This window comes from Agromyces italicus DSM 16388, from assembly GCF_000421545.1.
GTDB classification, from domain to species: Bacteria; Actinomycetota; Actinomycetes; order Actinomycetales; family Microbacteriaceae; genus Agromyces; species Agromyces italicus.
Genome location: NZ_ATXF01000009.1, coordinates 1 through 22,981, shown reverse-complemented (window position 1 = coordinate 22,981; position 22,981 = coordinate 1). Strand labels below are relative to the sequence as shown.

21 protein-coding genes are annotated in these 22,981 nt (G+C 70.7%); 15 read left to right on the top strand and 6 right to left on the bottom strand.

Features of this window, described 5'->3' with window-relative positions; genetic code table 11:
• Positions 1-28: 28 nt before the first annotated feature.
• The 3 genes from H516_RS22235 to H516_RS0113745 form a co-directional block, all read right to left on the bottom strand.
• Positions 29-193: a hypothetical protein gene (locus tag H516_RS22235; RefSeq protein WP_022890293.1), complete on the bottom strand. Its 165-nt coding sequence runs from the start codon at positions 191-193 to the stop codon at positions 29-31.
• Between the two features lie 152 nt (positions 194-345).
• Positions 346-639: a GIY-YIG nuclease family protein gene (locus H516_RS0113750; protein WP_026378787.1), complete on the bottom strand. Its 294-nt coding sequence runs from the start codon at positions 637-639 to the stop codon at positions 346-348.
• 337 nt (positions 640-976) lie between these two features.
• On the bottom strand, positions 977-1,732 hold the full coding sequence (locus H516_RS0113745; protein WP_022890291.1) for an IclR family transcriptional regulator: 756 nt from the start codon (positions 1,730-1,732) through the stop codon (positions 977-979).
• Positions 1,733-1,952: 220 nt separating this feature from the next.
• Between H516_RS0113745 and H516_RS0113740 the strand changes: the two genes are divergently transcribed.
• From H516_RS0113740 to pucL, 12 genes are all read left to right on the top strand, one after another.
• A complete protein-coding gene (locus tag H516_RS0113740; RefSeq protein ID WP_022890290.1) occupies positions 1,953-3,392 on the top strand; it encodes an NAD(P)-dependent malic enzyme in 1,440 nt (479 codons plus the stop codon).
• Positions 3,389-5,011, top strand: a complete 1,623-nt coding sequence (aceB, locus tag H516_RS0113735; RefSeq protein ID WP_022890289.1) for a malate synthase A — start codon at positions 3,389-3,391, stop codon at positions 5,009-5,011. Before H516_RS0113740 ends, aceB begins: the two co-directional genes overlap by 4 nt.
• 3 nt (positions 5,012-5,014) lie before the next feature.
• A complete protein-coding gene (locus H516_RS20195) occupies positions 5,015-6,334 on the top strand; it encodes a DUF6986 family protein (protein WP_022890288.1) in 1,320 nt (439 codons plus the stop codon).
• 75 nt (positions 6,335-6,409) lie between these two features.
• Positions 6,410-7,222, top strand: coding sequence for a bifunctional allantoicase/(S)-ureidoglycine aminohydrolase (locus tag H516_RS0113725; RefSeq protein ID WP_022890287.1), 813 nt, complete (start codon positions 6,410-6,412; stop codon positions 7,220-7,222).
• A gap of 281 nt (positions 7,223-7,503) precedes the next feature.
• Complete coding sequence (locus tag H516_RS20190) at positions 7,504-8,322, top strand: hydroxypyruvate isomerase family protein (protein WP_022890286.1); 819 nt, start codon at positions 7,504-7,506, stop codon at positions 8,320-8,322.
• Positions 8,274-9,257: a 2-hydroxy-3-oxopropionate reductase gene (locus H516_RS0113715; protein ID WP_281166833.1), complete on the top strand. Its 984-nt coding sequence runs from the start codon at positions 8,274-8,276 to the stop codon at positions 9,255-9,257. The genes H516_RS20190 and H516_RS0113715 overlap by 49 nt, the downstream gene beginning before the upstream one ends.
• A 53-nt stretch (positions 9,258-9,310) precedes the next feature.
• On the top strand, positions 9,311-11,119 hold the full coding sequence (gene gcl, locus H516_RS0113710; RefSeq protein WP_022890284.1) for a glyoxylate carboligase: 1,809 nt from the start codon (positions 9,311-9,313) through the stop codon (positions 11,117-11,119).
• Between the two features lie 10 nt (positions 11,120-11,129).
• The gene (gene allB / locus H516_RS22835; protein WP_022890283.1) at positions 11,130-13,610 is read left to right on the top strand and encodes an allantoinase AllB; all 2,481 of its coding nucleotides are present in this window, start codon (positions 11,130-11,132) and stop codon (positions 13,608-13,610) included.
• A gap of 178 nt (positions 13,611-13,788) precedes the next feature.
• Positions 13,789-14,265 (top strand): thioredoxin-dependent thiol peroxidase, encoded by a 477-nt coding sequence (bcp, locus tag H516_RS0113700; RefSeq protein WP_022890282.1) that lies wholly within the window; start codon positions 13,789-13,791, stop codon positions 14,263-14,265.
• 164 nt (positions 14,266-14,429) lie between these two features.
• The gene (gene uraD, locus H516_RS0113695) at positions 14,430-14,927 is read left to right on the top strand and encodes a 2-oxo-4-hydroxy-4-carboxy-5-ureidoimidazoline decarboxylase (protein ID WP_022890281.1); all 498 of its coding nucleotides are present in this window, start codon (positions 14,430-14,432) and stop codon (positions 14,925-14,927) included.
• On the top strand, positions 14,924-15,274 hold the full coding sequence (gene uraH / locus H516_RS0113690) for a hydroxyisourate hydrolase (RefSeq protein WP_022890280.1): 351 nt from the start codon (positions 14,924-14,926) through the stop codon (positions 15,272-15,274). Before uraD ends, uraH begins: the two co-directional genes overlap by 4 nt.
• Before the next feature lie 7 nt (positions 15,275-15,281).
• Positions 15,282-16,265, top strand: a complete 984-nt coding sequence (gene pucL / locus H516_RS0113685) for a factor-independent urate hydroxylase (protein ID WP_022890279.1) — start codon at positions 15,282-15,284, stop codon at positions 16,263-16,265.
• Positions 16,266-16,318: 53 nt separating this feature from the next.
• Here pucL and H516_RS0113680 read toward each other — a convergent pair whose 3' ends face one another.
• Together H516_RS0113680 and H516_RS20185 are read right to left on the bottom strand one after the other, a co-directional pair.
• Positions 16,319-17,236: an aminoglycoside phosphotransferase family protein gene (locus tag H516_RS0113680; RefSeq protein ID WP_022890278.1), complete on the bottom strand. Its 918-nt coding sequence runs from the start codon at positions 17,234-17,236 to the stop codon at positions 16,319-16,321.
• Complete coding sequence (locus H516_RS20185) at positions 17,233-18,534, bottom strand: DNA polymerase domain-containing protein (protein WP_022890277.1); 1,302 nt, start codon at positions 18,532-18,534, stop codon at positions 17,233-17,235. Before H516_RS20185 ends, H516_RS0113680 begins: the two co-directional genes overlap by 4 nt.
• 339 nt (positions 18,535-18,873) lie before the next feature.
• Between H516_RS20185 and H516_RS0113670 the strand changes: the two genes are divergently transcribed.
• The 3 genes from H516_RS0113670 to H516_RS0113660 all read left to right on the top strand — a co-directional run bounded on the left by H516_RS0113670 (position 18,874) and on the right by H516_RS0113660 (position 21,975).
• On the top strand, positions 18,874-19,332 hold the full coding sequence (locus H516_RS0113670) for a hypothetical protein (protein WP_157432270.1): 459 nt from the start codon (positions 18,874-18,876) through the stop codon (positions 19,330-19,332).
• A gap of 36 nt (positions 19,333-19,368) precedes the next feature.
• Entirely contained in the window at positions 19,369-21,249 is a 1,881-nt protein-coding gene (locus H516_RS0113665) for a helicase HerA-like domain-containing protein (protein ID WP_022890275.1), read from the top strand.
• A 105-nt stretch (positions 21,250-21,354) separates the two neighbouring features.
• Positions 21,355-21,975, top strand: coding sequence for a GNAT family N-acetyltransferase (locus H516_RS0113660; RefSeq protein WP_022890274.1), 621 nt, complete (start codon positions 21,355-21,357; stop codon positions 21,973-21,975).
• Between the two features lie 36 nt (positions 21,976-22,011).
• Here H516_RS0113660 and H516_RS0113655 read toward each other — a convergent pair whose 3' ends face one another.
• Complete coding sequence (locus tag H516_RS0113655) at positions 22,012-22,533, bottom strand: hypothetical protein (protein ID WP_022890273.1); 522 nt, start codon at positions 22,531-22,533, stop codon at positions 22,012-22,014.
• Positions 22,534-22,981: the final 448 nt, after the last annotated feature.

The following is a 22,981-nucleotide window of genomic DNA, read 5'->3' as shown; positions in this document are numbered from 1 at the left end:
TGATTCCGTACAGCGGATAACACCTGCATCAGGATGCCAGCCATCGGAGTCCCGGCACACGGTGGAGCAGGCGCACGACCAGGCTGTGCCGGCCGGTGGGCGGCGGCATGTGGATATCGGGGTCGATCACGATGGAGGCGGTGAAAGCGTCGGGGCGTGCGACGCTCGACGGCTCCTGGCTGTGGTGGTGCATCTTCGCTCCTCTCGATCTGTCGATTCCGACATTCGGAATCGTAATTCTGAATGATGGAAGAGTACGGCGAGTCGTCCAGTTCGTCAAGGCTGCCTGAGAAGGGTGAATTGAGGAGGGAGCGGAGCGACCGTCTCGAAACCCGATCGCGCATATCACGGGGTCTCGCGCTCGCGCGCCCGACTGCTCAGCCGGGGCAGCTGATCGAACTCGCCCGCCATGAGCGCCTCGCGCTTGCGTCTGCTCCAGCCCTGTACCTGCTTCTCGCGGGCGTAGGCGTCGTCGATACGGTCGTACTCCTCGGCGTAGACCAATTCGACTGGGAGCCGGGACGACGTATACGACGGCACGGCACCGAGTGCATGCTCCTCGAGGCGTCGTTCGAGATTCCGCGTGCTGCCGACGTAGAAACTGTTGTCGCGGCAGCGGAGGTCATACATGTGGGCCATGGATCCGAAGTCTGTCCGCATGCGACGACCGGACCGAGGGGTTTCGGGCGATTGGGCGAAGGTGGCCTCGTTGTTCGGTCTGTGGAGGACGACCCCATCGGCGGGTTGAGGAGGCGCGCCAGCGCCGTCTCGAAACCGTGCGTACGCTCTGGTTTCGAGACGCTCGCTGTGCTCGCTCCTCAACCCGCGGGATGCGCTCGCTCCTCAACCCGCGGGATGCGCTCGCTCCTCAACCCGCGGCATGCGCTCGCTCCTCAACCCGCGGGATGCGCTCGCTCCTCAACCCGCGGAATGCGCTCGCTCCTCAACCCGCGGAGTGCGCTCGCTCCTCGAACGGTCAGGCGGCGGCGGTGACGGCCGCGATCTCGTGGACGACCTCGGTGAGCACGGGGATCGCGCGGGCGGCGAAGTCCTCGTCGACGCGGGCGACCGGTCCCGAGACCGAGACCGCGGTCGCCACCGGGGTGCCGGGAACCGCCATCGCGTAGCAGCGCACGCCGATCTCCTGCTCGCCGTCGTCGATGGCGTAGCCGCGCTGGCGGACGAGCGCCAGATCTTCGAGCAGGGCGTCGATCGAGTCGATCGAGTGCACCGTCGCCTGCGGCATGCCGGTGCGGGCGATGATGTCCCGCACCGTCGCGTCGTCGAACTGCGCGAGGATCGCCTTTCCGACGCCGGTCGAGTGCAGGTGCGAGCGGCGGCCGACCTCGGTGAACATGCGCATGGCGTGCGGAGACGGGGCCTGCGAGACGTAGATGACCTGGTCGCCGTCGAGCGTCGCGAGGTTCGCGGTCTCACCGAGCCGATCGACGAGCTCTTTCAGCTGGGGCTTCGCGAGCTGGCCGAACTGACGGTTCGCCACTTCCCCGAGTCGCACCAGGCGCGGCCCGAGGGCGTAGCGGCGGTTCGCGAGTTGGCGGGCGTACCCGAGTGCGACGAGCGTGCGCAGCAGTCGGTGGATGGTCGGGAGCGGGAGTTCGGCCATCGTCGACAGCTCGCTGAGGGTGACGTCACCGCCGGCGTCGGCGATCAGTTCGAGCAGGTCGAAGACCCGCGCAACGGATTTGACCCCTTCGGTCGGGCTGTCCGCCATCCGATGTCCCTTCTCGTCACGGCAGCAGGTATCCGCATCGCGGAAAACCTGCCGGATGCTGCCAAGATACCGCACCTTGCCCGGCGAGTTCGGCGGCTCGACGGGACAGTGCCGACCGCTCGAGTCCGAGCCCGCTTGATTTTCCGAAATACAGATATTAACATCCGTAATACGGAAACAGCCGCGGGTGCAGCGCCGCGGAAGTCGAGAAGGTCGATCAATGGCGAATCCCAGTCCCGGTTACTCCATCCAATTGCGCGTCGAAGCCCCAGCGGGCGTCACGGCCACGAGCCAGCTCGTCGTCGCCGCCGCCGACGCCGGCGCCGTCGTCACCGCCGTCGACGTGAGCGAGTCGAGCACCGACCGCGTCCTCGTCGACCTGACGTGCTACGCCGTGAGCGCCGAGCATGCCGGCCAGGTCGCCGACGCGCTCGCCGCCCGCGACGGCGTCGTCGTCCACGACGTCGCCGACCGCACCTTCCGGCTGCACGCCGGAGGCAAGCTCGAGATCGTTCCGAAGACGCCGCTGCGCAACCGCGACGACCTCTCGCGCGCCTACACTCCCGGTGTCGCACGCGTCTGCCTCGCGATCGCCGAGAACCCGGCGGACGCGCGCCGGCTCACCGTGAAGGGCAACACGATCGCCGTGGTGACCGACGGATCCGCGGTGCTCGGCCTCGGCAACATCGGCGCGACGGCGTCGATCCCGGTCATGGAGGGCAAGGCCGCCCTCTTCAAGCAGTTCGCCGACGTCGATGCCTGGCCGGTCGCCCTCGACACGCAGGACACCGAGGAGATCATCCGCACGGTCAAGGCGCTCGCCCCGGTCTACGGCGGCATCAACCTCGAGGACATCGCGGCACCCCGCTGCTTCGAGATCGAGCGTCGCCTCCGCGAAGAACTCGACATCCCCGTCTTCCACGACGACCAGCACGGCACCGCGATCGTCACCCTCGCGGCCCTCATGAACGCGCTACGGGTCGTGGGGAAGCGACTCGACACCGTGCGCATCGTCGTCTCGGGAGTCGGTGCAGCCGGCTCGGCCATCATCCAGCTGTTGCAGGCCGAGGGGGCCCGTCACATCGTCGCGTGCGGTCGCAGCGGCGCGATCCACCGCGGCGAGCAGTACGCCGACCCGCACCGCACCTGGATCGCCGAGCACACCAACGAGCGAGGGGCGAGCGGGTCGCTCGCCGAACTCCTCGTCGGCGCCGATGTCTTCATCGGGGTGAGCGCCCCCGACCTCCTCGGCGAGCAGGAGCTCCAGACCATGGCCGACGACGCGATCGTCTTCGCGATGGCGAACCCCGACCCCGAGGTCGACCCCGTGATCGCGGCCCGGCACGCGGCCGTCGTGGCGACCGGTCGCAGCGACTTCCCGAACCAGATCAACAACGTGCTCGCCTTCCCCGGGTTCTTCCGAGGGCTGCTCGATGCGGGCGCCGTCGACATCACACCGGGGATGCTCGTCGCCGCAGCCGAGGCGATCGCCTCGTGCGTGCGCGATGATGAGCTGAACGCGAGTTACATCATCCCGAGCGTCTTCGATCCCGACGTCGCTCGGGTGGTCGCCGAAGCGGTGGCCACCGCGGCGCACCGTGGCGAAGACGCCACGGCCGAGGTCGAGAACGAGACCGACGAGGAAGGGGCGGCCGCATGAGCGTCGACACCGCAAGCACCGGCACCATCGAGATCACCACGCCGAGCGGAGTGGGGGGCGCCGAGGAGATCCTCACCCCCGAGGCCCTCGCCTTCGTCGAAGCGCTGCACCACCGCTTCGACGCCCGCCGCCGCGAACTGCTCGCCGCACGGCACGAGCGGCGCGAGCGCATCGCCGCGGGCGGCACGCTCGACTTCCTCCCCGAGACGCGCGAGATCCGCGAGGGGGACTGGCGCGTGGCATCCGCACCCGAAGCGCTGCTCGACCGTCGCGTCGAGATCACCGGCCCCGCAGCCCCGCCGAAGATGGCGATCAACGCCCTGAACTCGGAGGCGCGGGTCTGGCTCGCCGACCTCGAGGACGCGACGAGCCCCACCTGGGACAACGTCGTCGGCGGCGTCAAGAACCTCCGCGACGCGGCCCGCGGAACACTCGCCTTCACCTCGCCCGCGGGCAAGGCGTATGCACTCCGCACCGATGTGCGCCGCCCGACCGTCGTCACCCGCCCGCGCGGGTGGCACCTGCCCGAGCGGCACGTGCTCGTCGACGGGCAGGAGACGAGCGGCTCGCTCGTCGACTTCGGGCTGCACTTCTTCCACACCGCGGCACAGCTCATCGAGAACGGCGAGGGGCCGTACTACTACCTGCCGAAGCTCGAGAGCCACCTCGAGGCCCGCCTCTGGAACGACGTGTTCGTCTTCGCCCAGGAGTCCCTCGGCATCCCACGCGGCACCGTGCGCGCGACCGTGCTCATCGAGACGATCCCCGCAGCCTTCGAGATGGACGAGATCCTCTACGAGCTGCGCGAGCACGCCTCGGGGCTGAACGCCGGCCGCTGGGACTACCTGTTCAGCATGATCAAGGTGTTCCGCGATGCGGGCGCCGCGTTCATCCTGCCCGATCGTTCGGCCGTCTCGATGACGGCGCCCTTCATGCGCGCCTACACCGAACTGCTCGTGAAGACCTGCCACCGCCGCGGCGCCGCGGCGATGGGCGGCATGGCGGCCGTGGTGCCGAACCGCAACGACCTCGAGGTCACCCGTGCGGCGTTCGACAAGGTACGTGCCGACAAGACCCGCGAGGCGAACGACGGCTTCGACGGCTCATGGGTCGCGCACCCCGACCTCGTGCCGGTGTGCCGCGAGGTGTTCGACGCGGTGCTCGGCGCGAGGCCCAACCAGTTCGACACGCAGCGCCCTGAGGTCGAGGTCACCGCGGCGGAGCTCCTCGACGTCGCGTCGGCCGGCGGCGAGGTCACCGAGGCCGGGCTCCGCAACAACCTGTACGTCGCGGTCGCCTACACGGCGGTGTGGCTGTCGGGCAACGGCGCCGTCGCGATCCACAACCTGATGGAGGATGCCGCGACCGCCGAGATCTCGCGCTCGCAGGTGTGGCAGCAGCTGCAGAACGGCGTGGTCCTCGCCGACAGCGGCCGAGCCGTGACGCCTGAACTCGTGCGCGCCGTGCTGGCCGAGGAGGTCGAGCGCCTTCGGGGCGAGGTCGCCCCTGACGCCTTCGCGGCCCACTACGAGCCCGCGGCGAAGCTGATCGAGGAGATCTGCCTCACGAGCGACTACGTCGACTTCCTCACGCTGCCGGCCTACGAGCTGCTGGGCTGACGGATGGCAGACCGCAACGCGACCCCGCGCACCGCGCTCACCCCGCGCGACCTCGCCCGCATCGACGAGCGCCTCGCCTCGACCGACGAACTCCTGCAGGCGGTCTATCCCGGCGACGACGGCTCGCGCCAGCCCGTGCACACCGTGTACGTGCCGGCCGACACCTTCTCGCCCGAGCTGCCCGCACGCTGGGGGCGCGCGGCGCTGGAGTCGGCGACCGCCGCTGGCGGGCTCGAGGCGCTCGCCGCCCGAGTCGGCATCGACCCGGCGCTCGCCGCCCTCGTCGCCCCGCGCGTCGCCGAGAAGCTCGAACGCGAACCGATCGAAGACCTGCGCCTCGACTTCGAGGACGGCTACGGCGACCGCGGCGATGCCGCCGAAGACGCCGAAGCAGTGCGCGCGGCCGACGGGGTCGTCGCCGCGGTGCTCGCCGGGACGGCACCGCCCTTCATCGGAATCCGGTTCAAGTGCTTCGAGGCGCCGACGCGGGCGCGTGGCATCCGCACCCTCGATCTCTTCGTGAGCCGTCTCGCCGAACTCGGCGAACTGCCGAGCGGACTCGTGCTCACCCTGCCGAAGGTGTCGACGGTCGCGCAGGTCGAGGCGATGGTCGACATCGTCACGGCGCTCGAGCGCGCGCACGGGCTGCCCGACGGCCGGCTGCGGTTCGAGGTGCAGGTCGAGACGCCGCAGCTCATCATCGGTGCCGACGGCACCTCGCCGGTCGCGCAGCTGGCTGCGGCCGCCCCCGGTCGCATCAGTTCACTGCACTACGGCACGTACGACTACAGCGCCTCGCTGCAGATCGCCGCGCGCTACCAGTCGATGGAGCACCCCGTCGCCGACCTCGCCAAGGAGATCATGCAGCTCGCCGTGGCGGGCACCGGCATCCGGCTCTCCGACGGTTCGACGAACATCCTGCCGATCGGCGACCGCACCGAAGGGGCCTGGCGCCTGCACGCGCGCCTCGTGCGCCGCTCGCTCGAGCGTGGTTTCTACCAGGGCTGGGACCTGCACGCCCACCAGCTGCCGACCCGGTACCTCGCGAGCTACGCCTTCTTCCGCGAGGGGTACCCCGAGGCATCCGTGCGACTGCGGAACTACCTCGAGCGCACCCCGGGCGCCGTGCTCGACGAGCCGGCCACCGCGCGAGCACTCGCCGACTTCGTGCTGCGCGGCGTCGAGTGCGGCGCCGTCGCCGAGCCGGAGATCGTCGCCGACGTCGGCATCGACCGGCGGGCGCTCGCGCTGCTCGCCCACCCGAAGCTCGCGAGCGTCGAGCATGTCGCGAACGTCGCGAATGTCGCGAACGTCGCGAATTGAACTGAGCGGATGCCCCGCCACACCGTCGATCCACGAGGACCCGAGCATTCCGGGCCCCACCCGGAAGGAACACGAATGAGCTACTTCACCCCCGCGGGCGGACTGCCCGCGCAGACCGAACTCCTGACCGATCGCGCGATCGTGAAGGAGGCGTACACGGTCATCCCGAAGGGCGTGCTGCGCGACATCGTCACGAGCAACCTGCCGGGCTTCTCGAAGACCCGTTCCTGGATCATCGCCCGCCCGATCGCCGGCTTCGCGACGACCTTCTCGCAGCTGATCGTCGAGATCGAGCCGGGCGGCGGGGCCGAGCGGCCCGAGGTCGAGCCGGGCGTCGAAGGGGTCGTGTTCGTCACCGCCGGCGAACTCGTTCTGACGCTCGAGGGCGAACGGCACGTGCTCGGCGCCGGAGGATACGCCTATCTCGCCGCCGGCACGAACTGGTCGCTCGCGAACCCGGGCGACGAGCTCACGGGCTTCCAGTGGATCCGCAAGGCGTACGAGCCCGTCGACGGCATCGCCGCGCCGGCCTCGTTCGTCACGCGCGATCAGGATGTCGTGCCGCGCGAGATGCCCGGCACGAACGGTGCATGGGCGACCACGCGCTTCGTCGACCCTGACGATCTCGCGCACGACATGCACGTGAACATCGTGACGTTCCAGCCCGGCGGCTCGATCCCGTTCGCCGAGACGCACGTCATGGAGCACGGGCTCTTCGTGCTCGAGGGCAAGGCCGTCTACCGGCTCAACGACGACTGGGTCGAGGTCGAGGCCGGCGACTTCATGTGGCTGCGGGCCTTCTGCCCGCAGGCCTGCTACGCGGGTGGGCCCGGTCCGTTCCGCTACCTCCTCTACAAGGACGTCAACCGGCAGATCCGGCTCAGCTGAGACCCTGCTGCGGGTGCCCCGCGGGCACGCGCGCGAAGCGCCCGGCGACGAGAGGTCAGTCGCCGGGCGCTTCGTCGTGTCCGCCCATCCCGCATCCGCGGCCGCGATGTCGCGCAAATCGTCGGCAACGGGCGCTCGAGTCGACGATTCGTGCGACATCACGATGCGAGATCGGGCGAAAGGGGCGCGTGGGTTGACGTCGTGCACGTCTCCACTTATCATTTCATACAGCAAAAAAATTCTTCCGGAATACGGAAACGTCCCCACGAAAGAAGTCGAAGATGACGTACACGGTCAACTGCTCGATCCTCCTCACCGAGTTGCCCCTGCTCGAGCGCCCCGCCGCCGCCAAGGCCGCGGGCTTCGACGCCGTCGAGTTCTGGTGGCCGTTCGCCGAGTCGGTGCCCGCCGACCGCGACGTCGACGCCTTCATCGGCGCGATCCGCGACGCCGGCGTCGCGCTCACCGGTCTGAACTTCAACGCGGGCGACATGCCCGGCGGCGACCGCGGGCTGGTGTCGTGGCCCGAGCGCTCGAGCGCGTTCCGCGACAACCTCGCGGTCGTGGCCGGCATCGGCGACGCGCTCGGCACGCGGGCGTTCAACGCGCTCTACGGCAACCGCATCGAGGGGGTCGCTCCCGAGGTGCAAGACGGCGCGGCGGTCGAGAACCTCGCGGCGGCGGCCGAGGCGGTCGCCGCGATCGGCGGCACCGTGCTGCTCGAGCCGGTGAGCGGTGCCGACCGCTATCCGCTGCTGAAGGCGGCCGACGCGCTCCAGGTGATCGACGCCGTGCGCGAGGCGACCGGCGCCCGCAACGTGAAGCTCCTCGCCGACTTCTACCACCTGGCGGTGAACGGCGACGACGTGGCCGCCGTGATCGAGGCGCACGCCGCCTCCTTCGGGCACATCCAGATCGCCGACGCACCGGGCCGCGGGGCGCCCGGCACCGGCGACCTCCCGCTCGAGGCGTGGATCGCCCGCAGCCGCGAACTCGGATACGACGGCCCGATCGGCCTCGAGTACAAGGCGCCCATCGACGAGGCCTTCACGTGGCTCACCGTCGACACGGTCGGCAGCGAGACCCCCGCGACCGCCTGACCGGCCGCACCCCACGACACGCACCCAGCGCAGCACGCGAACAGAAGGACCATCACATGAGCAAGATCGCGATCATCGGCCTCGGAATCATGGGCCTGCCCATGGCCAAGAACCTCGTCGCCGCGGGCCACGAGGTCACCGGCTTCAATCGCAGCCAGGCGCCCATCGACGCGCTCGTCGCCGCGGGCGGCCAGGGTGCCTCGAGCATCGCCGATGCCGTGCACGACGCCGACGTCGTCATCACGATGGTGCCCGACTCGCCCGACGTCGAAGGCGTCGTGCGCGGCGAGGGCGGCGTGTTCGCCAACGCCAAGCCGGGTGCGCTCTGGATCGACAACTCGTCGATCCGCCCCGATGTCGCCAAGGAGCTCGCCGAGGAGGCCGTCGCAGCCGGTTTCGGCGCGGTCGACGCGCCCGTCTCGGGCGGCGAGCAGGGGGCCATCGGCGGCGTGCTCTCGATCATGGTCGGCGGCAGTGAGGCCGACTTCGCGAAGGCGCTGCCCGTGCTCGAGGGCATCGGCAAGACCATCGTGCACGTCGGCCCGGCCGGTGCCGGCCAGACCGTCAAGGCGGCCAACCAGCTCATCGTCGCCGTGAACATCCAGGCGCTCGCAGAGGCGGTCGTCTTCCTCGAAGCCTTCGGCGTCGACACCGACGCCGCGCTCCAGGTCCTCGGCGGCGGTCTCGCCGGCTCCAAGGTCCTCGACCAGAAGGGGCAGAAGATGCTGAACCGCGACTTCGCCCCCGGATTCCGCCTCGCGCTCCACAACAAGGACCTGGGCATCGTCACCGCCGCCGCACGCCAGGCCGGCATCTCCGTTCCGCTCGGCTCGGCGGTCGCCCAGCTGGTCACCTCGCTCGTCGCCCGAGGCGACGGCGCGCTCGACCACTCGGGGCTCTTCAAGCTCACGGCCGAGCTCGCCGGTCGCGAATAGCGCGCCCCGCGGCATCCACTCTTCTCATCTTCGAAACGTCCAGGAGTACTCCCATGACTCGCATGCGCACCGTCGACGCCGCCGTCCTCATTCTCGAGAAGGAGGGCGCGACCGAGGCGTTCGGCCTTCCTGGCGCGGCCATCAATCCGTTCTATTCCGCGATGCGCGCCCACGGCGGCATCCGGCACACCCTCGCCCGCCACGTCGAGGGCGCCAGCCACATGGCCGACGGCTACACGCGTGCGGCCGACGGCAACATCGGCGTCTGCATCGGCACCTCGGGGCCGGCGGGCACCGACATGATCACGGGGCTCTACGCGGCCCAGGCCGACTCGGTGCCGATCCTCTGCATCACCGGCCAGGCGCCCGTCTCGAAGCTCCACAAGGAGGACTTCCAGGCGGTCGGCATCGACGCGATCGCGAAGCCGCTCACGAAGATGGCGATGACCGTGCTCGAGCCCGCGCAGGTGCCGGGCGCCTTCCAGCAGGCGTTCCAGCTCATGCGCTCCGGCCGGCCCGGTCCCGTGCTCATCGATCTGCCGATCGACGTGCAGATGGCCGAGATCGAGTTCGACATCGACACCTACGAGCCGCTGCCCGTGGCCAAGCCCGCCGCCACGCGGGCGCAGGCGGCGAAGGCGCTCGACCTGCTCACCGCGGCGGAGCGTCCGCTCATCGTCGCCGGCGGAGGCATCATCAACGCCGGGGCGTCCGCGCAGCTCGTCGAACTCGCCGAGCTGCTCGGCGTGCCCGTCGTGCCCACCCTGATGGGCTGGGGCGCCATCGCCGACGATCACCCGCTGTCGGCCGGCATGGTGGGGCTGCAGACCTCGCACCGCTACGGCAACGAGAGCCTGCTCGCCAGCGACTTCGTGATCGGCATCGGCAACCGCTGGGCGAATCGCCACACCGGGGGTATCGACACCTACACGAAGGGGCGTACCTTCGTGCACATCGACATCGAGCCCACCCAGATCGGCCGGGTGTTCGCACCCGACTACGGCATCGTGTCCGACGCCGGCGCGGCGCTCGACGCGATCCTCGAGGTCGCGCGCGAACGCGCGGCCGCCGCCCCCGGCACCACGCCGCTGCCCGACTACTCGGCCTGGGCCGAAGAGTGCCGCGCCCGCAAGGCGAGCCTGCAGCGCAAGACCAACTTCGACAACGTGCCGATCAAGCCGCAGCGCGTCTACCAGGAGATGAACCGCGCGTTCGGGCCCGACACGACCTACGTCACGACGATCGGCCTGTCGCAGATCGCCGGCGCGCAGATGCTGCACGTGTTCGGCCCGCGCAAGTGGATCAACGCCGGCCAGGCCGGCCCGCTCGGCTGGACGGGCCCGGCGGCGCTCGGCGTCGTGCGCGGCAAGCCCGGTGAGACCGTCGTGGCGCTCAGCGGCGACTACGACTTCCAGTTCATGATCGAAGAACTCGCGGTGGGCGCCCAGCACAAGCTGCCGTACATCCACGTCGTGGTGAACAACAGCTACCTCGGCCTGATCCGCCAGTCGCAGCGCGGCTTCGAGATGGAGGCGCACGTGTCGCTCGCCTTCGACAACATCAACTCGCCCCGCGACGAGGGCAGTGTCGCACACGGCTACGGCGTCGACCACGTGAAGGTCGCCGAGGGCCTCGGCTGCAAGGCGATCCGCGTCGAGCAGCCCGACGAGCTCGGTGCCGCGTTCGACGCGGCGCGCGACCTCATGGCCGAGTACCGCGTGCCGGTCGTCGTCGAGGTGATCCTCGAGCGCGTGACGAACATCTCGATGGGTGTCGAGATCGACGGCGTCAACGAGTTCGAGGAGCTCGCGGCCTCGGCCGACGACGCGCCCACCGCGATCCTCTCGCTCGCGAAGGTCTGAGCGAGCCACGATGCGCATCGTCGTCGCACCCGACAAGTTCAAGGGCTCGCTGACCGCACCCGAGGTCGCGCAGCGCGTGGCCGCCGGACTGCGGTCGGTCGACCCGGGGTTCGAGATCGTGACGGTGCCGGTCGCCGACGGCGGCGAGGGCACGCTCGACGCGGCGGTCGCCGCGGGGTTCGAACTGCGCACCGCGAAGGTCACCGGGCCGACCGGAGCACCGGTCGAGGCGGCCTTCGCCGTGCGCGGCACTCAGGCGGTGATCGAGATGGCGCGCGCCTCGGGGCTCGACCTCCTGCCCGGCGGCCGGCCCGACCCGCTCGGCGCCTCGAGCCGCGGCACGGGCGAGCTCGTGCGCGCCGCGCTCGACGCGGGCTGCCGCGAGCTCGTGCTCGGCATCGGCGGCAGCGCCTCGTCGGATGGCGGCGCGGGGCTGCTTCAGGGCCTGGGTGCCAGATTGACGGATGCCTCGGGCGCGCAGCTGCCCGGCGGCGGCGGCGCGCTGTCGGGGATCGCGGAGATCGACCTCTCGGGGCTCGACCCGCGGCTCGCAGCCGCGCAGATCGTGCTCGCGAGCGACGTCGACAACCCGCTGCTCGGCGCCGACGGCGCTGCCGCGGTGTTCGGCCCGCAGAAGGGCGCCTCGGCGGCCGACGTCGCGGCGCTCGACGCGGCGCTCGCCCGCTTCGTCGAGGTGCTCGACGGGGTGCTGCCCGGTGCCGGGGAGGCCGCCGTCGAACCGGGCGCCGGCGCCGCAGGCGGGGTCGGCTTCGCCGCCATCGCCGTGCTCGGTGCGGTTCGCCGCCCCGGCATCGACGTCGTGCTCGAGTTCACCGGCCTCGCCGGACTCCTCGTGGGTGCTGACGCGGTCGTCACCGGCGAAGGCAGCCTCGACGCGCAGAGCCTGATGGGAAAGACGCCCGTCGGCGTCGCCCGTGCGGCGGCGGCGGCCGGCGTGCCCGCCTACGCGGTCTCGGGGCGTTCCGAGCTCGGCATCGACGAACTGTCGGCGGCGGGTTTCGCCTGGTCCAGGTCGCTCGCGGAGCTCGAGCCCGACGCGGCGCGCAGCATCGCCGGCGCGGGCGAACTACTCGAACGACTCGCTGCCGAGCTCGGGCGCGAATTCGCGAGCGGCGCCGGCCCCGAAGCATCCGGCACCCGGTTCGACCGCGTGCTGCGCGCCGAACGTGCGCTTGTCGACGGCCGTTTCACGGCCGCCGAGATCGGCGTCATGGGCGGCGTCGTCACCCGGATCGCCCCGCTCGGCACCGCGCTCGTCGGCGACGTGATCGAGGAGCTCGCCGCCGACGAGGTGCTCATCCCCGGACTCGTCGACACGCACGTGCACGTCAACGAGCCGGGCCGCACCGAGTGGGAGGGGTTCGCCTCGGCGACCCGCGCCGCCGCGGCCGGGGGAGTGACCACGATCATCGACATGCCGCTGAACAGCATTCCGCCGACGGTGTCGGTCGCCGCCCTCGACGAGAAGCGTGCGGCGGCGGCCGGCCAGACCTTCGTCGACGTCGGCTTCTGGGGCGGCGTCATCCCCGGCAACCTCGACGAGCTCGAACCGCTCGTGGGCGAGGGCGTCTTCGGGTTCAAGTGCTTCCTGCTGCACTCGGGCGTCGACGAGTTCCCCCAGGTCACGGCCGACGAGATGGAGCAGGCGATGCGGGTCATCGCCGCCGCCGACTCGCTGCTCGTCGTGCACGCCGAAGACGCCCACGTCATCGACGCCGCACCGCACACGGGTGGGCCCGGCTACGCCGACTTCCTCGCTTCGCGCCCCCACGAGGCCGAAGACCGGGCGATCGCCGACGTGATCGAACGGGCGACCCGCACCGGTGCCCGCGCGCACGTGCTGCACCTCAGCTCCGCCGACTCGATCGGGCAGATCGCGGCGGCCAAGGCCGCGGGCACGGATCTCAGCGTCGAGACGTGTCCGCACTACCTCACCCTGTTCGCCGAGGACGTGCCCGCTGGGGCGACGGCGTTCAAGTGCTGCCCGCCGATCCGGGAGGACGCGAACCGCGACGCCCTCTGGCAGGGTCTCGCCGACGGGGTGATCGACTTCATCGTCTCCGACCACTCGCCGTCGACGCCCGAACTCAAGTACGCCGGCGACGGCGACTTCGAGCTCGCCTGGGGCGGCATCGCGAGCCTTCAGCTCGGGCTCCCGCTCATCTGGACGGAGGCACGCGCCCGGGGCATCGCGCTCGAGCGGGTCGTCGAATGGATGTCGGCGAAGCCGGCCGAACGCGTCGGCCTCACGACGAAGGGTCGGATCACCGAGGGCGGCGCAGCCGACTTCGCCGTGTTCGCGCCCGACGAGACGTTCACGGTCGACGCCGCGAGCCTCGAACACCGACACCCCGTGACGCCGTACGACGGCCGCGAATTGCAGGGCGCGGTGCGTCGCGCCTACCTCGCAGGCGCGCCGATCGACCGCGAACGGGCCCAGGGCCGGATGCTGCGGAAAGGGAACGCGTAGCATCCCGGGCGGTCGCGGCCCGGTGCGATCCGATATCGCGCCGGGCGCGGCCACACCACGCCGAGGCGCGCCGACGCCGCGCCGGCGCCGAGCCGTCGGCGCGCCACCACCAACCACCCTGTACCAGCCAGCGGCGGGGCCTCCGAGGCATCCGTCGACCGATGAAACGGAGCACCGCATGATCAACTCGTCCGACGAACTCGAACCCGGCCAGCTCGCCCCCGACTTCGCCCTGCCCGACGCGAGCGGTGACGTGCGGCGGCTCCGCGACCACCGCGGAACCCCGGCGATCGTCTACTTCTACCCTGCGGCGTTCACGCCCGGCTGCACGACCGAGGCGTGCGACTTCCGTGAGAATCTGGCGTCGTTCCAGTCGGCCGGCTACGCCGTGCTCGGAATCTCGCCCGACCCGGTCGCACGGCTCGCGGAGTTCGCCGAGGCCGAGCAGCTCGCCTTCCCGCTGCTCTCCGATGCCGAGGCGCAGGTCGCCAGGGCGTGGGGCGCGTGGGGGCAGAAGACCGTCGCAGGTCGCACCTTCGACGGGCTGATCCGCTCGACGGTCGTCGTCGACGCCGAGGGCCGGGTCGCCTCGGTCGAGTACAACGTCGACCCGAACGGGCACGTCGCGCGACTGCGCGCGCAGCTGGGTCTCTGATGATCGGATGCCACGGCGCGAACTTCTCCGAAGTCGTTGCCGCCGTGGCATCCGTTCGATAGGATTGTCGCATGCTGAAATAACAGTTCCACGATACGAAACAACAACTGTCTCGTATTTCCATACGCCGTGGATGCCAGCAGAATGAGAAAGTGACTCAAGCGATGTTGCTTGAACAGTTCAATGAAGCCGATCGCGCGGAGGCGATCGCCGTGCTTCGACCGTGCGTCGACGTGACGCGATGGTGCGAACACCTCGCCGACCATCGGCCGTACCGCTCGATCGACGAGCTCGTCGACGAGGCCGAGGCGGCCGAGTCGCCGTTCACGGCCGAGGAGGTCGCGCAGGCGCTCAGCCACCACCCCCGCATCGGGGAGCGCGCGAGCGGGCAGAGCACCGAAGCGACACTCTCGCGGGCGGAGCAGGCGGGGCTCGGCCAGGGCGACGCCGAACTCGCGCGGGCGATCGCCGAGGGCAACGCGGCATACGAGGCACGGTTCGGCAGGGTGTTCCTGATCCGAGCCGCCGGGCGGTCGGCGCCCGAGATCCTCGACGCGTTGACCGAGCGCCTCGACAACGACGAGGCGAGCGAAGACGTCGCGGTCGCGCAGCAGTTGCGCGAGATCGCCGTCCTGAGACTGAAGGGCCTCATCTCACGATGACCGTTTCGCAGATCACCACGCACGTGCTCGATGCCGTGAAGGGCCGGCCCGCGGCCGGGGTCCCCGTCGAACTCCTGCAGCGCTCGGGCGACGGCCCTGGCGGCTGGACGACGATCGGCACTGCGGTGACCGACGGCGACGGGCGGGCGAAACAGCTCGGCCCCGAGACCCTGCCGAACGGCGAGTACCGACTGCGGTTCGACACGGGCGCCTATTTCGCCGCCACGCAGACCGAAACCTTCTACCCCGAAGTGCAGCTCACCTTCCTCGTCGCCGAGGAGGGCCGGCACTACCACGTGCCGATCCTGCTGAGCCCCTTCGCCTATTCGACCTACCGAGGAAGTTAGAACGAGAATGACCGACACGCTCATCAACACCGTGAACATCACCGACGCATCGAGCGCGAGCGGCGCCGACACCGCCGCTGCAACCGCGTCGGCCGAGGGCGCCATCGTGCTCGGCCCGAACCAGTACGGCAAGGCCGAGGTCCGCGTCGTCAAGGTGACCCGCGACACCGACCGCCACGAGATCGAAGACCTCAACGTCACCTCGCAGCTCCGCGGCGACTTCGCCGCGGCCCATCTCGACGGCGACAATGCGCACGTCGTCGCGACCGACACGCAGAAGAACACGGTGTTCGCGTTCGCCCGCGACGGCGTCGGTTCGCCCGAGGCGTTCCTGCTGCGCCTCGCCGAGCACTTCACCTCGTCGTTCGACTGGGTGACGGGCGGCCGCTGGCTCGCCGAGAGCTACGCGTGGGAGCGCATCGTCGCGCACGGCGAGCCGCACGACCACTCCTTCGTGCGGAAGGGCCAGGAGGTGCGCACCGCCGCGGTGGTCGCCGACGGCGACATCCGGCACGTGCTCGCCGGACTGAAGGACCTCGTCGTCCTGAAGACGACCCAGTCGGGCTTCGAGGGGTACCCGAAGGACCGCTACACGACCCTCCAGGAGACGAGTGACCGCATCCTCGCGACGAGCGTCTCGACCCGCTGGCGCTACCAGCCGGGCGCCGACGTCGACTACAACGCGGTCTACGACAGTGTGAAGGCGATCCTGCTCGAGGCGTTCACCGAGAACTACTCGGCGGCGCTGCAGACGACGCTCTTCGAAATGGGCCAGGCCGTGCTCGAGGCGCACCCCGAGATCGCCGAGATCCGCTTCTCGATGCCGAACAAGCACCACTTCGTCGTCGACCTCGCTCCGTTCGGGCTCGACAACCCGAACGAGGTCTTCTACGCGAGCGACCGCTCATACGGTCTCATCGAGGCCACGGTCACCCGCGAAGGCCTCGAACCGGCCCCTGCGGCGTGGGAGTCCACCGGCGCCTTCTGCTGATCGACGCACGGTGCTGAACGCCCCGCCCGGCTCTGGGCGGGGCGTTCAGCGGTTCAGTCGAGCAGCTCCAGCGCGCGCTCGCCGATGCGGGCGACGGCCTCGGCGTGCACCGGGTCGTCGTCGAGGCTGAACCAGGTCGACGACAGGGCGCACCAGGCGACGAGCCAACGGGCGAGACGGTCGGACTCGAGCGGTGCACCGGCGCGGGCGGTCGCATCGAGCACGACGCCGAACTGCCGCTCGAGCCGGCCCGGCGCGAGCGCGCGTTCGAGCGAGGGATTGCAGAGCAGGTTGCAGTAGTCGAACGCGGCCTCGCCGAGGAGCCCCTTGGGATCGATCGCGAGCCAGCCGCGCTCGCCGAAGTCGAGCACGTTGCCGTGGTGCACGTCGCCGTGCAGCACCCGCTCGTCGCGGGGCGCCGCCAGCAGGCCCTGTGCGAGTTCGGCGCCGCGGCGATGCAGCGGGGCCAGCCCGTCGGCGTGCGCGAGCAGCTCGCGGAACCAGCTCGTGAGCGGTGTGAGCAGCGGTTCGCCCGATTCGGCGGGTGCAACGGTGTCGGCGGCGGCGGCGAGCGCGTCGCGGTCGCGCGGCGGGTCGAGCTCCGACACCTCGAGGTGCAGCCTCGAGGCCGCACCGCAGAGCACCCGGGTCGCCTCGCTGTCGTACCCGGCGAGCACGAGGCGAACGAGGTCGTTCGGGCCGGTCGCCCGCTCGAGCAGCACCGCGCGCCCCTCACGGCGCAGCACCCGGGCGACCCCGCGCCCGGCGAGCCGTTCGATCAGTTCCCCACCGCGCTCCTCCTCGTCGACGCGGGCGATCTTCAGCATCGCCGCGGCGCCGTCGGACGTGCGCACTGGCATGAGCGTGCTCGACGCGGTCGTCCGCACGTCTCCGTCGGCGCGCAGCCGCCAGCGGTGCAGCCATTCGAGGTCTGCTCGGTGTCCGGGGTCGACCGGCCCGAGGTCGCTCACGAGGGGTCGTCCGCGGTCGCCTCGGACGCAGACCCCTCGCCAACCCCCTGCGGCCGCGAGAGCCGCCCGTCGTCATCGCGGTACCTCTCCCACGGATCGTAGTCGGACTCGAGCGGCTCCTGCGGCGGACGCTCGCGCTCGGGGACGTGCTGCAGGTTCACGCGGATGCGATACCAGAGCGAGGAGCTGCCGCGCATGCCGTCGACGAGCACGTCGGCCGGCGCGAGGTGGGCGACGACCTCGGGATGCCTCGCCTTCCACCGCTCGAGGCCGCCGAGCGCTTCGTCCTTGGTCTTCGCGCGAGCGATCTCGACGAGCGGCATCGTCGATCGCCGCCGCCCCGATCCGCCGGAGCCGCGTGGCGGCTTCTCTGCCGGCCCGAGCTCCTCGGCTCGGCGGAGGAGCGCGTCGAGCCGGCCGACGGCGTCGTCGATGCCGGCCGCCGGGTCGCCGCGTTCGGCGAAGCGTTCGAGCACCGTCGCCACCGTGAAGCGTTCGGGGCGACTGCCGGCGACCTCCGCCCACTCGAGCGGGGTCGACACTCGGGCGTCGGGCAGCGCCCTGACCGAGTATGCCGAAGCGACCGTGCGGTCCTTCGCGTTCTGGTTGAAGTCGACGAACACGCTCTCGCCGCGCTCCTCCTTCCACCAACGTGCAGAGGCGAGCCCCGGCGCCCGCAGCTCGACCTCTCGGGCGAGGGTCTCGGCGGCGAGGCGGACGTCGGCGAAACTCCATTCGGGCGCGATCCGCACCGAGATGTGGATGCCTCGCGAGCCCGAGGTCTTCGGCCAGCCGACGAGTCCGTGGTCGACGAGCACCTCCCGCGCGACGAACGCGACGTCGACGATCTGCGACCAGTCGACTCCCGGCATCGGGTCGAGGTCGACCCGCAGCTCATCGGGACGGTCGAGGTCGCCGGCCCTGACCGGGTGCGGGTTGAGGTCGATGCATCCGAGGTTCACGACCCATGCGAGCGCCGCGGCCTCCGTCACCACGACCTCTTCGGCCGAGTTCCCCGAGGCGTAGTGGAGTGTGGCGGTCTCGATCCAGTCGGGGCGCTTCTCGGGGGCGCGCTTCTGGAAGAAGGCCTCCTGGTCGATGCCCTTCACGAACCGCTTCAGCACCATCGGCCGGCCGGCGACGCCGCAGAGCGCCCCGTCGGCGACCGAGAGGTAGTACTGGACGAGGCCGAGCTTCGTGAGGCCCGGCTCGGGGAAGACGAGCTTGTCGGGGTGCGAGATCCGTACCTCGTGGCCCCCCACCTCGATGACCTCTGCCGCACGCGCTGCCGGGCTCATTCCTTCACCCTAGGGCGGTCCCCGTGCCCGCGGAACCCCGCCCGCCCCGGCAGGAGACGAGCCGACTCCTCCTCCCCAACCCCGCCGCCGCCTTGGGCGAGCCCGCCGGGGCTCGGCTTCGACACGATCGGCCCGCGGTAGGGGAGAGTTTCGTTGTCGAATCCCCGGTACTTCGGTACTTCGGTACTTCGGTACCGACCTTGCGAAGGGAACTCTCTGCGGAGGCGCGGAGGCGCGGAGGCGCGGAGGCGCGGAGGCCGAGGCGCGGAGGTGCGGAGGCGCACCGTGGGCGATGCCGTCGTGGCGGCGAAGGGTGACGATCACGTGGAGGGAGCCCGGATGACGGAGAGGCCGGTGAAGGTGGATGCCGCGACGAACGCCCTGATCGACGAGTTCGCGTACTTCCTCGGAACGACGAAGAAGGCGGTGCTCCGCGAGGCGATGCTCGAGTTCGCCGCGAGCAGGCGGCGACCGGGGCGCGGTGACGAGCGCCGCAGATTCGCCGAGCTTCCGCTCGACGAGCGGCTCGTGCTCCGGCGCGGTGAACTGCTGCGTGCGTTCGAACAGCACGGCGCGACGAACGTACGTCTGCTCGACGAGGAGTACCGCGAGCACCCCGGCGCGCTCGCACTCCTCGTCGAGACCGACGTCGCGATGGGGTCGGCGGCGGCACCGTTGCTCTCCGACCTCGCTCGACGGCTGCTCGACGCGCCCGTCGAGGTCATCTCGGCGACCGCGCTGAGCCTGTTCAATCCGAACGGGCTGCGTCGGGCGATCGCCGAATCCCGTCCATTGTGACGGGGGTGCACCGGGGTGCATCAGTAGGATCGGCACATGTCAGACGACGCGGTGAAGCAGGCACAGGAGGCGGCTGCAGCGGCCGCCGCGGCGGCGAAGGCGCTCCAGGCGCAGGCGGAGGCCGCGATGAAGGCCGCCGAGGAAGCGGCGGCGCTCGCGCAGGCGGCGGCAGCGGCGGCTTCGGCGCAGGCCGACTCGCCCGAGCCCGAGCCCGAGCCCGAGCCCGAGCCCGCAGCCACGGCGCAGGCGGCACCCGCCGCAGCGGCCGGCACCGCGGCATCCGGACCGCTCGATCAGGCGGCGATCGACGCGATCCGTGCCGGGTACGCCTTCGAGGGCCCCGCACTCGAGATGGGGGCGCTCGTCAACGGCGAGGCGCTGCCGGATGTCCCGGTGCGGATCCCGCTCGCGATGACCAACCGGCACGGGCTGGTCGCCGGCGCCACGGGCACCGGCAAGACCCGCACCCTGCAGGTGCTCGCCGAACAGCTCGCCGCGAACGGCGTCGCCGTGTTCGCCGCCGACATCAAGGGCGACCTCTCGGGGATCGCCACGCCGGGAGAGGGCAACGAGAAGCTCCTGAAGCGCACCGAGGGCATCGGGCAGGAGTGGAGCGCTGAGAGCTTCCCGACCGAGTTCTTCTCGCTCGGCGGCGTCGGGCGCGGCGTGCCCATCCGGGCGACGATCTCGGGCTTCGGGCCGCTGCTGCTCGCGAAGGTGCTCGGCTTGAACGACACGCAGGAGTCGAGTCTCGGACTCGTGTTCCACTACGCCAACGCGAACGGGCTCGCGCTCCTCGATCTCGACGACCTCCGCGCCGTGCTCGCCTACCTCGTGAGCGACGACGGCAGGGCCGAGCTCGAGGGCCTCGGCGGGCTGTCGAAGGCGACCGTCGGGGTGATCCTCCGCGAACTCATCACCTTCGCCGACCAGGGTGCCGACGTCTTCTTCGGCGAACCCGAGATCGACACCGCCGAGTTCCTGCGCAACGCCGCCGACGGCCGGGGGGTCATCAGCCTGCTCGAGGTGCCGGGCGTCGCCGACAAGCCGGCGCTGTACTCGACGTTCCTGATGTGGCTCCTCGCCGACCTCTACGCGGGCCTTCCCGAGGTCGGCGACCTCGACAAGCCCAAGCTGGTCTTCTTCTTCGACGAGGCGCATCTGCTGTTCAACGGCGCCTCGAAGGACTTCCTCGCGCAGGTCGTGCAGACCGTGCGGCTCATCCGCTCGAAGGGCGTCGGCGTCTTCTTCGTCACGCAGACCCCGAAAGACGTGCCGGGCGACGTACTCGCCCAACTCGGCTCGCGCGTGCAGCACCAGTTGCGCGCGTTCACCCCCGATGACGCCAAGGCGCTGCGCGCGACGGTCTCGACCTACCCGAAGTCGGGCTACGACCTCGAAGAGACCCTCACCGTGCTCGGCACCGGTGAAGCCATCGTCACCGTCATGAACGAGAAGGGCGCCCCGTCGCCCGTCGCGTGGACCCGCCTGCGCGCACCCCGGGCCTCGATGTCGCCGAGCGCCGACGCGGCGATCGACTCCGCCGTCGTGGCATCCCCCCTGATGGCGAAGTACGGCACGGCCATCGATCGCGAGTCGGCCCATGAACTGCTCACGAAGCGCATGGCGGACGCAGCGGCCGCCGCCGACGCCGCCGAGGCCGCAGCGGCGAAGTCGAAGGCCGACGCCGAGTTCGCGAAGATGCAGGCGAAGATCCAGGCCGACGCGGCGAAGGCCGACAAGAAGGCGCAGGCCGAGTACGACCGGCTGCTGAAGAAGACCTCGGGCTCATCGCGATCGGGTGGCTCGCGCTCGCCGCAGCGCTCGACGCTCGATCAGGTGCTCGGCTCGAAGAGCACGCAGAAGGTCATCACCCAAGTGCTGACCGGCCTCTTCGGCATGGCCAAACGCCGCTGACCGTGGTCGCGGAGCGCCGAGGAGCGAAGCGTGTCGAGGCCACCCGCCCTCCGGCCGAGGAGTGAAGCGTCTCGAGACCCTCGAGAGATCGGGGAGGATTGATCGGTGTTCGAGATTCGCCCCTACCGCCCTGAGGACCGCGAGGATGTCGCGCTGATCTGCCTGCGTACCGCGGCGGCCGGCGGCGACGCGACCGGGGTCTACTCCGACGATTCACTCATGCCCGAGGTGTTCGCGCTCCCGTACGTCGAATATGCGCCCGAACTCGCCTTCGTCGTTGCCGATCAGGTGACCGGCCGGGCATTCGGCTACGTCATGGCGATCGCCGACACCGCCGACTTCGTCGAGTGGTGGCGGCGCGAGTGGACGCCCGGCTTCGCCGCGAGGCATCCTGTCGCGGGTGCGCCAACCGAGCACGCACCCGACTTCACCGAGGCCGAGCTCATCGACGCCGGCCTCCACCCCGAGCGCATGATCGTGCCCGAACTCGCCGAGTACCCCGCCCACCTGCACATCGACCTGCTGCCCGAGCTGCAGGGGCAGGGATTCGGTCGCCGACTCATCGACACCGTGCGGGCCGAACTCGCCGCCCGCGGTGTGCCCGCACTGCACCTCGGACTCGCCGCAGCGAACACGGGGGCGCGGGCGTTCTACGACCGCCTCGGCTTCCACGAGTTGCCGTCGAGCACGCCGCAGTCGCCGCGGCTCGGCATCGCGACGAGCTGACCCGGCCGCGGTCGAGCCGCCTGCCCGACCCGCCGCTCAGACGATGAGCGATCGCCGCTCGAACCAGTAGAGCAGTCTCGGGTCGCTGGCACGCAGTTCGGCGAGCGTCACCGGCTCGGACCGTGTCGTCTCGTCGACCTCGAGCACCTCGGCGACGAGATTCATCGTGCGCTCGTCCCAGAAGCGGCCGCGCATGCGGAAGCGCCCGCGCCCGCCCCGGCAGACGACGAAGAGCTCATCGGTCGTGTCGAGACTGTTCGGTCGGTAGAGCTCGAGTCGCAGCACCCGAGCGACGTCTCGCGCCGCGACGACGGTCGTGGCGCCGAAGAACCCGCGCTCGACGATCCCGTACTTGCTCACCGACACCCGGGTGCGTCGGTACGCGACCCAGACGAGCCCGACGATCACGCCCAGCACCGCTGCCGTCGCCGCGAAGATCGGCCACGCGGTGGGCTGATCGAGCACCCACAGCTCAGCGGCGAGCAGCGGCGCGAGGAGCGCGGCGAGCGCGAGTCCGTAATTCCATCCGAGAGTGCGACGAGGCCTCAGGGTGATCACCCTGAGGCCGTCGCCCCCTGCTGCCGCTGCGCTGGTGGAGGAGCCCCCTGCGTCCCCACTCCTCGCTTCCACCGGTGCTGCTGACATCTCTCACATGATGCGCCCGTTCGGGGCGCGGCGCTATTCCGCATTAATGAGGACACGGCGTGGATCGGGCCGACGCGTCGCCGACGAACGTCGAACTCGGCCGCGGTTCTGGGAGGCGGAATCGGATGCGGGACGGGAGGGTGCGCCGGCGTCGTGGGGTCAACGAGGCCGCCGTCGTCTTCGTCGACACCTCGGGCCCTCACGACCCGGCTCAGGACAGCATAGGCGGTTCTGGAGAGGGTGGGGGACACCCGGACAAGAAGGATTCGAACCCCGTGTGCGGGTGCTGTGCGCGCACCCGGCGGCGGGTCGGTTTCTGGCGGAGGGTCGGGGTCGAACCCCGTGTGCGGGTGCTGTGCGC

Excerpts from the sequence above, each read along its gene's own strand:
- H516_RS22235 (WP_022890293.1), bottom strand. The coding sequence starts at position 193 with ATGCACCACCACAGCCAGGAGCCGTCGAGCGTCGCACGCCCCGACGCT.
- H516_RS0113750 (WP_026378787.1), bottom strand. The coding sequence starts at position 639 with ATGGCCCACATGTATGACCTCCGCTGCCGCGACAACAGTTTCTACGTC.
- H516_RS0113745 (WP_022890291.1), bottom strand. The coding sequence starts at position 1,732 with ATGGCGGACAGCCCGACCGAAGGGGTCAAATCCGTTGCGCGGGTCTTC.
- H516_RS0113740 (WP_022890290.1), top strand. The coding sequence starts at position 1,953 with ATGGCGAATCCCAGTCCCGGTTACTCCATCCAATTGCGCGTCGAAGCC.
- aceB (WP_022890289.1), top strand. The coding sequence starts at position 3,389 with ATGAGCGTCGACACCGCAAGCACCGGCACCATCGAGATCACCACGCCG.
- H516_RS20195 (WP_022890288.1), top strand. The coding sequence starts at position 5,015 with ATGGCAGACCGCAACGCGACCCCGCGCACCGCGCTCACCCCGCGCGAC.
- H516_RS0113725 (WP_022890287.1), top strand. The coding sequence starts at position 6,410 with ATGAGCTACTTCACCCCCGCGGGCGGACTGCCCGCGCAGACCGAACTC.
- H516_RS20190 (WP_022890286.1), top strand. The coding sequence starts at position 7,504 with ATGACGTACACGGTCAACTGCTCGATCCTCCTCACCGAGTTGCCCCTG.
- gcl (WP_022890284.1), top strand. The coding sequence starts at position 9,311 with ATGACTCGCATGCGCACCGTCGACGCCGCCGTCCTCATTCTCGAGAAG.
- allB (WP_022890283.1), top strand. The coding sequence starts at position 11,130 with ATGCGCATCGTCGTCGCACCCGACAAGTTCAAGGGCTCGCTGACCGCA.
- bcp (WP_022890282.1), top strand. The coding sequence starts at position 13,789 with ATGATCAACTCGTCCGACGAACTCGAACCCGGCCAGCTCGCCCCCGAC.
- uraD (WP_022890281.1), top strand. The coding sequence starts at position 14,430 with ATGTTGCTTGAACAGTTCAATGAAGCCGATCGCGCGGAGGCGATCGCC.
- uraH (WP_022890280.1), top strand. The coding sequence starts at position 14,924 with ATGACCGTTTCGCAGATCACCACGCACGTGCTCGATGCCGTGAAGGGC.
- pucL (WP_022890279.1), top strand. The coding sequence starts at position 15,282 with ATGACCGACACGCTCATCAACACCGTGAACATCACCGACGCATCGAGC.
- H516_RS20185 (WP_022890277.1), bottom strand. The coding sequence starts at position 18,534 with ATGAGCCCGGCAGCGCGTGCGGCAGAGGTCATCGAGGTGGGGGGCCAC.
- H516_RS0113670 (WP_157432270.1), top strand. The coding sequence starts at position 18,874 with ATGACGGAGAGGCCGGTGAAGGTGGATGCCGCGACGAACGCCCTGATC.
- H516_RS0113665 (WP_022890275.1), top strand. The coding sequence starts at position 19,369 with ATGTCAGACGACGCGGTGAAGCAGGCACAGGAGGCGGCTGCAGCGGCC.